Origin of the sequence: Pseudoduganella sp. SL102 (assembly GCF_027856995.1) — a bacterium.
GTDB classification, from domain to species: domain Bacteria; phylum Pseudomonadota; class Gammaproteobacteria; order Burkholderiales; family Burkholderiaceae_D; genus Rugamonas; species Rugamonas albidiflava.
This window is the reverse complement of sequence record NZ_CP115554.1, coordinates 612,212-623,961: the sequence shown is the minus strand read 5'-3', so window position 1 is coordinate 623,961 and position 11,750 is coordinate 612,212. Positions and strand designations below refer to the sequence as shown.

The window sequence follows — 11,750 nt, the reverse complement described above, 5'->3', positions numbered from 1 at the left end:
GCGAAGGCGCGTCGATGACGCACACGATGGAAACCAATTTGCCGCTGTCGGTCATGTCATTCATCCACGGCCTGGTTGGCGCCGGCCGGCGTGCTGACGATCCGCTTCAGGATCGACAGGACCGAGCCCATCGAGCGTTCCAGCCGCAGCATGCGCTCATCCAGCACGGCCGGGTACTGGTTCGCGAACACGGCGCTTTCCGCATCGAACCCGCCCGGCTCCGCCAATGTTCCCGCGGCAGCCTGCGTGGCGGAGGGTGCGTCGAACTCCTGCTGGATATCGCGAATCACGGTATCGACGTCGGCATCGGTGAAGGCATGCATCTCCTCCAGGAAACCCATCAGCAGCAGGCGGTCGCACAGGTGATTGGTCTTGCGCGGAATGCCTCCCGTGAATTCGTAGATGGCCGCATAGGCCGCCGGCGTAAATGACGGATCGCCTTGCCAGCCCACGGTGAGCAAGCGGTGTTCGATATAGGCCTGGGTCTCCAGCTCATCCATCGGTCCCAGGTGATAGGTGGCGATCACGCGCTGGCGCAGCTGCTGCATGCCAGGGTTATGGAGCGTAGCGCGGAACTCCGGCTGGCCCAGCAGGAACGTCTGCAGCAGGGGCTTGTCATCGGACTGAAAATTGGACAGCATGCGCAATTCTTCCACCACGCGGGGGGTCAGGTTCTGCGCTTCATCAACCACCAGTAGCGCCCGCTTGCCTGCCTGGTCGCACCCGCGCAAGAAGGTCTCCAGGCGAGCCAGCAGCGTGGTCTTGCTGGCGCTGTCCTCGAACGGCAGGCCAAAGGCCGCCACCACGCCGCGCAGGATGTCGTCCGCGTTGACGTGGGTGTTGACGATGTGCGCGGCCACGATGCGATCCGATTCGAGCTGGCGGAACAGGTTGCGCACCAGCGTCGTCTTGCCGGCACCGACTTCGCCGGTGATCACAATGAAGCCTTCGCCCTGCGCCAACCCGTAGTCCAGGTAAGCCATGGCCCGTTTGTGGCCCTTGCTACCGAAAAAGAAGTGGGGGTCCGGGCGCAAGCGGAAGGGCTTGTCGCTGAGCCCGTAGTAACTCTCGTACATGAAAAGGTCTCGCTCGGTCAGAAATTCATCGAAAGGGAGGCCGACACTGCATTCTCCGCATAGGAGCTGTTCTGCAAGGCCAGCCCGCCAGAGCTGCGCCGAACTTCCACCGTGCCACTCAAACGTGGCTGGAAGCTGTGCGACACGTTGAACCGTAGTTGCCGGTTGTTTTCGCTGAGGTTGCCGCTGAGTGATTTGCTGCGGCCGGTACTGGCGGACAGTGCCGCAGCGGTGAGTGCGCTGAGCCGGTAGCCGACGTTCAGCGAAATGCCGGTCTGGTCGGTGTTGTCGTTCAGGTTCTGCTGCTCGCTGCCCAGCAGCGGGCTGTCGTATTGCACCAGGGACAGCGCTTCACGACGCGACTTGTACAGCGTGACCGTCGTCGTGGTGCGTGCGGAGCGCAACGCAACGGATGCGTTGAACTGCCGCTGCAACGCATAGCGATTGCTGAAATAGTTGATCGCATTCGGCAGGGAGCGCGGCAGGCCCAGGGCGCGGATGTAGGCTTCGACGAACGCAGCGCGCATGACCGGGTCGGGAAAATTGGCCTGGTACATCTGGCTCAGCATGGCCGCCGTATCGACCGACGACGGCAGCAGGAAGTTGCTGCGGCTGGAGGTCACGTCATCGCTGTAGTTGATGCTCCATACCGTATTGCGGCTGCGGTGCGAAACGGCCAGGAAGTAACTGTTGCCATAATAGCGGCGGCCAGCCGACATCCGCACGCTGGTCCGCGTGCTGGGTTCGTAGCCGAAACCCAGCGACCAGGAAGCGCCCTTGGTTCCCTCGCCCATGCCGTCGTAGTCGAACTTGTCGTAGCCGCCGGTGGCCGTCAGGTTGAATTGCCGGTTCAGCGAATAGCGCAGGTTGGCCAGCGCCGAGCTGTTGATCGATCTTGGCGCGATACTGTCGTCCACGGCTTCACGGTTCAGCTGCAAGCCCCAGCCAAGCGTCTTGAAAGACGGCCCGCTGTTGAGCGACAGGTCGATCACGTCCGAGGTGCTGCGACCGAAACCGACCTGGTCGCTGTCGACCAGGTCGTGCGCGTAACGCAGTTGCGTGGTGGCGAAGGCACCGAACTGATGCACGATGAATGGCGATACGCGGTAGGAACGCACCTCGCTGCGATTGGTATCGGAATACCCATTGTTGCTGACCGGGCCGAAGGCCGAGACCTGCGCCTGCGAAATGCCGGCGGTCGCGTCGACGAACAGGAGATCCTGGATGACATTGCCCTTGACGGTCGCGTTCAGCGAGTTGTTGAAGCGATCGTTTCCCGTCGCCCGGCGATCCGAATAGGCGAACGCGTTCAACCTATACGATGCCGCTACCTGGAGCCGCGGAGTGTCGTTCGTGATCGTGACGCCTGGCGATACCGAAGTGATGAACTGGCTCTGCTTTTCGTTGTCGCTGCGCAGCTGCGGATTATCCGACCATGTCTCGCGCAATTCGACACTCGGCTTGACCTGCCATGCCGCGCGCACCGCCGACGGCAGCAGCGCAAGCAGCATCGCCGAGCCCAGCACGGCACAGCGGGCACGACGTTTAGCCATAGTGATAGTCGTACTTGCTGGACGTGTTCAGCTCGCGCGACTTGTTATAGACGAGATTGACATTGCTGCAGCCTTCGAGCTGCTGCAGCGCTTCCTTGACCGCGTGCTGGGTCGTTTTCTCCGACTCGACGACCACCACGATCTGGCCCATGTGGCTGGCCAGCACGTGCGCTTCGCTCGTCAGCAGCAACGGCGGCGAATCGAAGATCACGATCCGGTCCGGGTAGCGGCTGGCGATTTCCAGCACCAGCGACTTCATCGCCTGGCTGGCCAGCAATTCCGTGGCGCGCGGATTCGACGTGCCTGCCGGCAGGATCGACAAGGTGTTGACGTTGGTGCGCAGCATCACTTCGGACATGTCGAGGTGTTCATCCAGCAAGATGTCCATCAGCCCGCGCTGGGCCGGCAGCCCGAGCGTGCGCAGCACGGAAGGACGGGCCACGTCGGCATCGACCAGCAGCACGGTATGGTCGAGTTCCATGGCAATGCTCATTGCCAGGTTGATCGACGTAAACGTCTTGCCTTCGCCCGGCAGCGAACTCGTGATCATGATCAGGTTGCCCGGATTGGCGTTCGGCTTGCGTGCCACAAAAGCCCGCTTGATCAGCGGCCGCTTGATGATGCGGAAATCCTCGACCAGGTTGGTGCGCCCACCGGCCGCGGTGACGAGGCCGGCATCATTCATGCGGGCCAGGTCCAGTTCGATCATGCGGCCACTGCGGCGCAGCGGTTCCGGTGCCGCCGGCTCCGGATTGGACAACGCGACCGCAGGTCCCTGCGCCCGCGCCTCGACTTCGGGCAACTCGGCCACTGCGACATCCTGGCTGTCCATGACCGGATCCGGTACAGGCGCAGCAGGCTGCGCAGCGGACTGAACACGAACATGGGCCAGCGGCGCTGCGGGTTCCGCGGACTTGCCGATACGACTGGCGGCTTTTTCAATGATGCTCACGATGTATCCTGTGCTTTCCCCGGCTCAGGCTTGCCGGAAAACAGTGAAGGCCAATACTCCGCCATACGCGGTAATCAGCGAGGCGACGGCGGCGGCAAAGGCATACAGGCGGCGGCGGCGGCGCACTTTCTGCTGGTCCGTCCAGTTCATGCCGATGCTGCCAAGGATCGGCAGGCCGGTGACTTCGCGCAGGTTGGTCTGGCTGAGGAAGGTCGGCCGGATCTGGCTCAGCAACAGTGCGGTGCCCAGGCCGGCGACGAGCGCGCCCAGCAGGACGAGCGTGTACAGGCGTGGCCGGTTCGGCCCGGCCGGCACGCTGGGCACCGCCGGTGGATCGACGACGCGGAAGGTCAGCATATCGGTGACCGTGGACAGGTCGCCCGACAGCTTGGCCGATTCGCGGCGCTGCACCAGTTTTTCGTAGTTTTCCTTGTTCACGGCGTAATCGCGGTTCAGCTGGGCCAGCTGGGCTTCCACTTCCGGCGCCTGGGTGCTCAGGGAGCGCATCTGCGCCAGGCGCGACGAATATTCACCCACCCGTGCTTTCAACGATGCGATGCGCGCTTCCTCGACGGAGAGCTGGACATTCATCTGCTGCAGCATCGGGCTGTAGCTGGCACCCGGGTCGGCCGCGCGAACCTTCTTGGCTTCTTCCTTCTTGCGTTGTTCCAGCTGGCCGAGGAGGCGCTTGGCCGCCACGATATCCGGATGTTCCTCGGTGAACTGCAGGCGCAACTGGTCGAGGTTCTTTTCCACCGTCGAAATGCGGCCATCGATTTCCGGATTGACGATGGCCCGTTCCGCCGTATCGGTCACCGGTGCCATGTCTTCGCCAGCGATCTGGCGCTTGATCGCGTTGCGCGCTTCTTCCGCTTCCAGCAGCTCCAGCCGGGCCTGGCTGATTTTCTCGCTCAGGTCGCCGTAGGCGGAGGCGTAGTCGCCGCCCTGCCGTGGCAGCAGGCCCATATGGCGGATCTTGAATTCCTTCAGCGCATTTTCACCGGTGGCCAGCTTTTCCTCGTACATCTTGATCTGGTCATCGATGAACTGGATGGCCTTTTCCGATTCCTGCTTCTTTCCACCAAAGCTGCCTTCGACGAAGATCGTCAGCAACGATTGCACGACGTCCTTGCCCAGCTTCGGATTCGGATTGTTATAGGAAATCGTGTAGATGTCGTCGCGCTCGGTGCCGATGATCCTGATCTGGTTCATCAGCTCATCGACGATCTTCTCGTGTTCTTTCGGTGTCTTCGCCGTGATGTCGAGATCGACCATCCGCAGCACGCGCTCCACGTTCGGGCGGCTGATCAGCGTGCGCCGCATGAACATCACCTGCTGTTCGGTATTTGGCAGCGTGGTCATGCTGGCGAGCAGGGGTTTCAAGATACTTTGGGTATCAACGTAAACGCGCGCCGAAGCCTGGTAATCATTGGGCAGCCTGGACACCACGGTCCAGCCGACAACGGCAACCAGCCAGGTGATCGCCACCGCATACCAGCGGTACTTGCCAATTGCTTTGAGGAAGCTCAAAAGCAGGGCCATCATTTCTGCCATCTTGTTAACTCGCTTTCAGCTAAGCCATTCAGGACACCACAACCACTCAGTTTGCTACAGCCCACCAGCCTTCCTGAATATTGCTTAAATTACATCAATTGCTCTATCATACCGCAGAAAACGCGCAGGAAGCGTTGCCTGTTGATATTAATTTTTCTTTACAACATGTCACGCGTTAGAGCGTTGCAAACCGCTGACAATACGTAAAAACAATTTTATTCAGGCAATTTTTTGTCACTATAAGTTAATGTATTTCTGATATCCTGCCCTGATGAACCCCGTGACCCGTCTTTTGTACCGTGTGCTGCCAGTCTGCCTGATTGCTATGCTCGCGTTCACGCCGCCGGTTTCCGCAGCGCTGAAAGACACGATCCCGTCCATCAAGCCTTCCGTCGTGGGCATCGGCACCCTGCTTCGCACCCGTAGTCCCGCCATCGTCTTCGTCGCTACCGGCTTTGCCGTGGGCGACGGCCTGTCGATCATCACCAATGCCCATGCGCTGCCGAACCTGGACGTGGAGAAGATGGAAACGCTGGGCATCGTCATCGGCACGGGCGACAAGCTGGACTTTCGTCCCGCGACCGTGGCCGCCCTCGACCGCGAGCACGACCTGGCGCACCTGCGGCTCACCGGCAAACCGCTCCCCGCACTGCAGCTGGACGGCAGCGGCGCTGTTGCCGAAGGGCAGGCACTGGCCTTCACCGGTTTCCCTCTCGGCATGAACCTGGGACTGACCCCCGTCACCCACCGGGCCATGCTATCGGCCATCACGCCGATCATGCTGCCCTCGCTGACTTCGCGGGGGCTCGATGCACGCGCGATCAACCAGCTGCAACGCCGCCCTTTCAAGATCCTGCAACTCGACGGCACCGCCTATCCGGGCAACAGCGGCAGTCCTGTGTATGACCCCGATAGCGGCCTCGTGCACGGCGTGCTGAACATGACTTTCCTGAAGGGCCAGAAGGAAAATGCCATCAGCCAGCCGAGCGGAATTTCCTACGCCATCCCGGTGCACTACGTCAGGGAATTGTTGCAGCAAAGTGATACCAAGAAGTGAAAAATTGCACGGCCGCTTGGTTGTCTCGTATAAAATAAGCAACACAAAATTTACACAATGAAAGTTACGAGTTGGTAATGGCTGACAACGCTGAGCGGTGCCGCATGTCGATGCCACACCTCGATGTCAACGTTCAGACCGCAGTTTTCACTGCAGCTCGGACCTTATCGTTGCAACGACCAGACTGGAGAGTCCCGTGAAATACCAAACGCTGTTCAAATGGCTGGCAGCATGCGCGATCATGCTGGGTGCCCTGGGCGGTTGCGCCAGTTCGGGCAATACGATGGTCGATGCGGGGCCGGCGCCGGCGTCCCATTACCTGATCGGTCCTGGCGATAACGTCAATATCGTTGTCTGGCGCAATCCTGAAGTGTCGCAAAGCGTGCCCGTGCGGCCGGACGGCAAGATCACCACCCCGCTGGTCGAGGATCTCGAGGCCAGCGGCAAGACTCCTACCGAGCTGGCGCGCGACATCGAAAAGGCGCTGGCCAAGTACATCCAGCAGCCAGTCGTCACCGTCATCGTCACCGGTTTCACGGGAACTTACGGCGAACAGATCCGCGTGATCGGCCAGGCCGCGCGACCGCAGGCATTGCCCTACCGGCGCGACATGTCGCTGATGGACGTACTGATCGCGGTGGGCGGCGTGACGGAATTCGCCGCTGGAAACAAGGCCACGATCATCCGCAACGTGGACGGCAAACAGCAACAATATCGCGTGCGCTTGAACGACCTGATCAAGGAAGGCGATATCTCGGCGAACGTGTCGATGCGCCCTGGCGACATCCTGGTGATTCCGGAAAGCTTCTTCTAAGCTATCCGCTGTCGAGAATTTTTACAGCCATTGCGTAAAATCAATCGAAATGGCGCGTTCCTTTGCCCCAAGTCATTGATTTACAAAGTTTACGACCAAGGCTCGACGCTCGGGAACGGTAATTGCTTAGTATTTTCGCAATAGCCAATCAACTGACCGACCACCAAGAAGGAAACCGACGTGGCCACCGAACAACAGCATGACGCACCAGTTCCCGTCACGGCAGAATTGTCGTCTGAAGGCGCGGCGCGGCGCCGCTTTGCCCGCGCTGGCGTTGCCGCCTCCGGCGTATTGCTGACACTGCACAGCCAGCCCGGCATGGCAGCCGAGGTATGCACAACCCCATCGGGCTTCCTGTCCGGCGGCCTGCAAAGCTTCCGCGGCCCGCCGCCAACCTGCTCTGGCCGGTCACCCGGCTACTGGAAGAACCATGGCTGGCCGTCTGGTTGCGACAAGAACGCACCTTATACCCGTGTCTTCAGCTGCAACAGCCAGAACGCAAAGACGTATGGCAACGCCAGCCAGTCCGGCATCCTGGATCCGCAAAAATGGGACAGGAACGGCATTGGCCGGCACCTCATCGCGGCCTACCTGAACGTGCGCGCAGGCCTGTCGACGTTCCAGACGGTGCCCATGCTGCAGCGCATCTGGCTGGAATACCAGGCCAAAGGCTATTACACGCCGACTGCCGGCGTGAAGTGGGATGGCGCCAAGATCGTCGAGTACCTGCAAGGCACCATGTACTGATGGCTTCAACCTGGCGTCTCGTTTCTGGCCAGGCCCTGCTGCACCGCGGCTGGGACGGCGCCTTCGTACTTTATAACGACCTGTCCGGCGATACCCATCTGTTGTCGGAAGAAGCGATGGCGCTGTTGCTGGCATTGCGCGACGGGGACGTGACCCCGGAAGAGCTGGCCGCACTGGAGCTGGCCGAGCTGCTGGCCACGCTGTGCCGGCTCGACTTGATTGAACCCTGCTGAGCCGCACATGACGACCGTTGGCAGCCTGACCCGTGCCCAGCTGGGCGAGCACCTTGCCGGGCCGGGCATTCACCTGCGCACCGGCCGCTTCACCACGCTGCTGCGCTCGCCCATCGCCAGCGTCGCCGACGGCATTCATCTGCTGTACGGCGACTATCCGCTGCGCGAAGGTTTTGCCGATTTTCACCTCGACCTGGTCCGTCCCGTCACGCTGCGACGCTGGCTGCGGCCACAAGTCACGCTGCTGTACGATGGCCGCTCGATGTTCAAGCCGCTGCCGCTGGACCAGGCGTTCCCGATGTTCGAATGGGGGCTGAACTGGTGCGTGTCGAGCCGCGCCAACCGCTATCTGATCGTGCATGCGGCCGTGGTCGAGAAAGCAGGTCGGGCCGTGATCTTGCCGGCACCGCCCGGTTCCGGCAAAAGCACGCTGTGCGCGGCCCTGGTGGGCCGTGGCGGCTGGCGGCTGCTGTCCGATGAGCTGACGCTGTTGCGCCTGGACGACGGCAAGCTGCACCCCCTGCCCCGGCCAATCAGCCTGAAGAATGCCTCGATCGGCGTCATTCGCGAGTACGTCCCCGGCAGCGTGATGAGCCGCGCTGTCACGGACACCGTGAAAGGCACTGTCGCGCACTTGCGCGCTCCGGCCGACAGCGTGGCACGGGCCGGCGAGGCCGCATTGCCGGCCTGGGTCGTGTTCCCCCGCTTCGAGGCCGGTGCCGCAGTGACCGCCGAGCCGATGCCGCGCGCCGACACCTTCATGCAGCTGGCCCAGAACTGCTTCAACTACAGCCTGCTCGGTGCGGAAGGGTTCACTGCCCTCGCCGATCTTGTCGAACGCAGCCAGGGCTACCGGTTCCGCTATGGCGTACTGGACGAAGCGCTCGCCTTCTTCGACAGCCTGCCATGACGCGCGACCATCTCGATTCGTTGCTCACCGCCGCGCTGCGTTCCCCGGAACGGTTGCCGGCGCTGGATGATGCCGGCTGGGATTTGCTGCTGCGGCAGGCCGGTGCCGCAAACCTGCTGGCTATCCTGTCGTGCCTGCTGGAAGAACGTGGCCTGCTGGACCGCATCGTGCCGGCGGCGCGCGAGCAGCTGGCATGGGCCAGGGTGCTGGCTTGCCGCCACCGCCAGGGCGTGCTGTGGGAAGTCCGGCTGATCCGGCAGGCGCTCGCCGGGCTGGACGTGCCGCTCATCCTGCTCAAAGGCGCGGCTTACACGCTGGCTGGACTGCCGCCCGCACCGGGCCGGCTGTTCTCGGACATCGACGTGCTGGTGCCGGAAGAGCGCATCGGCGAGGCGGAAGCGGCACTGATGCTGGCCGGCTGGGCCGGAACCCACCATGACGCCTACGACCAGCGCTATTACCGCGAATGGATGCACGAGTTACCGCCGATGCGTCACCTGCGGCGTTCCTCGATGATCGACGTCCACCACGCAATTTTGCCGAAGACAGCCGCGTTGCGGCCCGACCCGGCACTATTGCGGGCCGCTGCCATACCCGTGGCCGGCACGCCGGGGCTGCACGTACTGGCACCGGCGGACATGGTGCTGCACAGTGCCGTCCACCTGTTCAGCGACGGCGAGTTCAACAACGGACTACGCGACCTGTTCGACATCCATCGCTTGCTGTGCCATTTCGGTACCGACCGCCGTTTCTGGGCCGAACTGGTACCCCGTGCGCGCCTGCTGGAACTCGAAAGACCGCTGTTCTATGCCTTGCGCTACGGTGTGATGTTGCTGGACACGCCCGTGCCGGAAACGGTGCGCAACGAACTGTCGTGGCCATCGCCCGCGCTGCTGGCGCTGATGGATGCGCTGTTCCGCCGCGTCCTGGTGCCGGACCACGCCAGCTGCGGCGACCGCTTCAGTCCCGTGGCGCGCTTCGTGCTCTACCTGCGTGGCAACTGGCTGCGGATGCCGCCACTGCTGCTCGCACGACACCTGTTCCACAAAGCGTTTCTGTCGCCGCGCAAGTCCGGGCCAGAAGCAGCATGAACTTGCGGCCACGGCCGCTAGAATGAAAAGCCCCTGGAGGTTCCGATGGCCGACGACCCGTTGAGCAAGATCCATCAGCTGTGCCACGATATTCCTGCCGCCCACGATGACCTCGCCGCACACGCTGCGCTTGCCGCCACCCTGGTAGGCGCGGAAATCTGTTCGGTAATGCTGGTCAATGGCGAGGGCGAGAACGCCCGGATGAGCATTGCTGCCAGCCATGGTCCATTAACCCAGGAGGCCGCCGCCACGCTGGTCGCGCGCGGCGAAGGCCTGGCCGGCCAGGTCTTTGCCAACGGCACTTCGATGCTGGTCGACGATATTCTCGCTTCGCCCTACGCCGTGATGGCACGCCGGCCGGCGGCTCCCGGCCGCAGCCTGATGCTGGCCCCGATCCGCATCGAAGGCCGCGTGGCCGGCACGCTAACGGCCAGTTGCGGCACCGCCAAAGGCTGCTTCGACGAGCAAGACCTGGCCTTGCTCGAGACCGTCGCCCTGTTCGTTGGCCGGGCTGTGCAGATGCGCCAATTGCGGGGCATCCTGGCTTCCCGCTTTACACAGCTCGCACTGGCCCAGGAACTACAGGGAACCGCCGCCAAGATCGTCTACCAGAAACCGGACCATGTGGCCCGCCTGCTGGCGCGCTCGTTCTATCGGGAAATGGCGCGCGCCGGCTTCGATTCGAACCAGATCGTCCAGGCTGCTTCCGAAATCATCGCCCAGCTTAACGCCAGCCTGGCGCGCCACAGCGCGCGCGATGGCCGCAAGTAACGCCATGGGACGCTGCTCGTTCATCGTGCTATGGCTGTTCGCGGCGACCTGCGGCACGGCCGGCGCTGCAGGAAACGATGTGACCGGCCTGCTGGCCGAGGCCGCCCAGCTGGAGCACGGCGAAGGCATGCCGCGCGACCCGGCGGCAGCGGCCGCCCTGTACTGCCAGGCCGCGCGGCTGGGGTCGGCCGATGGCCAGTATGCACTCGGCTGGATGGCGGCAAATGGCCGCGGCATGCCGCGCGACGATGCGCTGGCATGGCGGCTGTTCTCGGCGGCGGCGGACCAGGGGCATGTCCAGGCCACGCGCCTGGTCCAGGCATTGCCGCCGCGGGAGGATGCATCACTGCCGGCCTGCATGGTTCCGCCGCCGCTGCCGCTGCGGGTGGACCTGGATCCCGACCCGTGGGACCGTCCCGATTACCCCGATGCCAGCGTGCCGGTACGGCGCATTGTCGAGCGGCTCGCCCCTGCGTACGAAGTCGATCCCGATCTTGCCATGGCCGTTATTGCGGTCGAGTCCGGTTTTCGGGCGGATGCCGTGTCGCCCAAGAATGCCCAGGGCCTGATGCAGCTCATTCCGGAAACCGCGCAGCGGTTCCGTGTCAGTAATCCATTCGACCCTGAATCCAATGTGCGCGGCGGCCTGGCCTACCTGCGCCAGCTTCTGGCCATGTTCGACGGCGACGTGCGGCTGGTGGCCGCTGCCTATAACGCCGGCGAGGGTGCCGTGCTGCGCCATCGCGGCGTTCCCCCTTATCGGGAAACGCGCGATTACGTCACGCGCATCGCACGTCTGTACTCCTTGCCAGTCCACCGCTACCGCGGTTCGGCCCCGGCCGCTTTCCCGGCCCGGTAAGGGGTTCGCCACCGTTTGACATTGTTGCGGGCCTGGAGCCTGCATGCCCTCGCTGGGCACTTCGGATCGTTGCCGCCCGTGCCTGAGCGACAACGGCACACGCCGCGACGACGATGTGGCCATCGCCACATCG

General features: G+C 63.0%; 12 protein-coding genes. 8 read left to right on the top strand and 4 right to left on the bottom strand.

The window, feature by feature from the left end:
* Window positions 1-56: 56 nt before the first annotated feature.
* From OU994_RS02755 to OU994_RS02740, 4 genes are all read right to left on the bottom strand, one after another.
* Window positions 57-1,076, bottom strand: coding sequence for an XrtA/PEP-CTERM system-associated ATPase (locus tag OU994_RS02755; protein ID WP_131148261.1), 1,020 nt, complete (start codon window positions 1,074-1,076; stop codon window positions 57-59).
* 17 nt (window positions 1,077-1,093) lie between these two features.
* Window positions 1,094-2,629, bottom strand: coding sequence for a TIGR03016 family PEP-CTERM system-associated outer membrane protein (locus OU994_RS02750; protein ID WP_281609537.1), 1,536 nt, complete (start codon window positions 2,627-2,629; stop codon window positions 1,094-1,096).
* Window positions 2,622-3,461 (bottom strand): XrtA-associated tyrosine autokinase, encoded by an 840-nt coding sequence (locus tag OU994_RS02745; protein ID WP_131148263.1) that lies wholly within the window; start codon window positions 3,459-3,461, stop codon window positions 2,622-2,624. The genes OU994_RS02750 and OU994_RS02745 overlap by 8 nt, the downstream gene beginning before the upstream one ends.
* A gap of 144 nt (window positions 3,462-3,605) precedes the next feature.
* A complete protein-coding gene (locus tag OU994_RS02740) occupies window positions 3,606-5,123 on the bottom strand; it encodes an XrtA system polysaccharide chain length determinant (RefSeq protein WP_307731916.1) in 1,518 nt (505 codons plus the stop codon).
* 337 nt (window positions 5,124-5,460) lie between these two features.
* On the opposite strand from OU994_RS02740, the gene OU994_RS02735 reads away from it, so the two are divergent.
* The 8 genes from OU994_RS02735 (at window position 5,461) to OU994_RS02700 (ending at window position 11,617) form a co-directional block, all read left to right on the top strand.
* Window positions 5,461-6,192 carry a serine protease gene (locus OU994_RS02735; protein ID WP_281609535.1) on the top strand — a complete coding sequence of 244 codons (732 nt, stop codon included), beginning with the start codon at window positions 5,461-5,463 and terminating at the stop codon, window positions 6,190-6,192.
* Between the two features lie 241 nt (window positions 6,193-6,433).
* Window positions 6,434-7,006 (top strand): XrtA/PEP-CTERM system exopolysaccharide export protein, encoded by a 573-nt coding sequence (locus OU994_RS02730; protein ID WP_373922602.1) that lies wholly within the window; start codon window positions 6,434-6,436, stop codon window positions 7,004-7,006.
* A 180-nt stretch (window positions 7,007-7,186) separates the two neighbouring features.
* Entirely contained in the window at window positions 7,187-7,753 is a 567-nt protein-coding gene (locus OU994_RS02725) for a hypothetical protein (protein ID WP_281609533.1), read from the top strand.
* Window positions 7,753-7,986: an HPr-rel-A system PqqD family peptide chaperone gene (locus tag OU994_RS02720; protein WP_281609532.1), complete on the top strand. Its 234-nt coding sequence runs from the start codon at window positions 7,753-7,755 to the stop codon at window positions 7,984-7,986. Before OU994_RS02725 ends, OU994_RS02720 begins: the two co-directional genes overlap by 1 nt.
* Window positions 7,987-7,993: 7 nt before the next feature.
* The gene (locus OU994_RS02715; protein WP_281609531.1) at window positions 7,994-8,896 is read left to right on the top strand and encodes an HprK-related kinase A; all 903 of its coding nucleotides are present in this window, start codon (window positions 7,994-7,996) and stop codon (window positions 8,894-8,896) included.
* Window positions 8,893-9,987, top strand: coding sequence for a nucleotidyltransferase family protein (locus tag OU994_RS02710; RefSeq protein ID WP_281609530.1), 1,095 nt, complete (start codon window positions 8,893-8,895; stop codon window positions 9,985-9,987). Before OU994_RS02715 ends, OU994_RS02710 begins: the two co-directional genes overlap by 4 nt.
* A 45-nt stretch (window positions 9,988-10,032) precedes the next feature.
* Window positions 10,033-10,758: a GAF domain-containing protein gene (locus tag OU994_RS02705; protein ID WP_281609529.1), complete on the top strand. Its 726-nt coding sequence runs from the start codon at window positions 10,033-10,035 to the stop codon at window positions 10,756-10,758.
* Between the two features lie 79 nt (window positions 10,759-10,837).
* The gene (locus OU994_RS02700; protein ID WP_281609528.1) at window positions 10,838-11,617 is read left to right on the top strand and encodes a transglycosylase SLT domain-containing protein; all 780 of its coding nucleotides are present in this window, start codon (window positions 10,838-10,840) and stop codon (window positions 11,615-11,617) included.
* The last annotated feature ends 133 nt before the right edge of the window (window positions 11,618-11,750 follow it).

Coding starts and splice junctions, on each gene's coding strand:
- OU994_RS02715 (WP_281609531.1), top strand. CDS start 7,994: ATGACGACCGTTGGCAGCCTGACCCGTGCCCAGCTGGGCGAGCACCTT.
- OU994_RS02720 (WP_281609532.1), top strand. CDS start 7,753: ATGGCTTCAACCTGGCGTCTCGTTTCTGGCCAGGCCCTGCTGCACCGC.
- OU994_RS02755 (WP_131148261.1), bottom strand. CDS start 1,076: ATGTACGAGAGTTACTACGGGCTCAGCGACAAGCCCTTCCGCTTGCGC.
- OU994_RS02745 (WP_131148263.1), bottom strand. CDS start 3,461: ATGGACAGCCAGGATGTCGCAGTGGCCGAGTTGCCCGAAGTCGAGGCG.
- OU994_RS02735 (WP_281609535.1), top strand. CDS start 5,461: ATGCTCGCGTTCACGCCGCCGGTTTCCGCAGCGCTGAAAGACACGATC.
- OU994_RS02740 (WP_307731916.1), bottom strand. CDS start 5,123: ATGGCCCTGCTTTTGAGCTTCCTCAAAGCAATTGGCAAGTACCGCTGG.
- OU994_RS02730 (WP_373922602.1), top strand. CDS start 6,434: ATGCTGGGTGCCCTGGGCGGTTGCGCCAGTTCGGGCAATACGATGGTC.
- OU994_RS02705 (WP_281609529.1), top strand. CDS start 10,033: ATGGCCGACGACCCGTTGAGCAAGATCCATCAGCTGTGCCACGATATT.
- OU994_RS02710 (WP_281609530.1), top strand. CDS start 8,893: ATGACGCGCGACCATCTCGATTCGTTGCTCACCGCCGCGCTGCGTTCC.
- OU994_RS02750 (WP_281609537.1), bottom strand. CDS start 2,629: ATGGCTAAACGTCGTGCCCGCTGTGCCGTGCTGGGCTCGGCGATGCTG.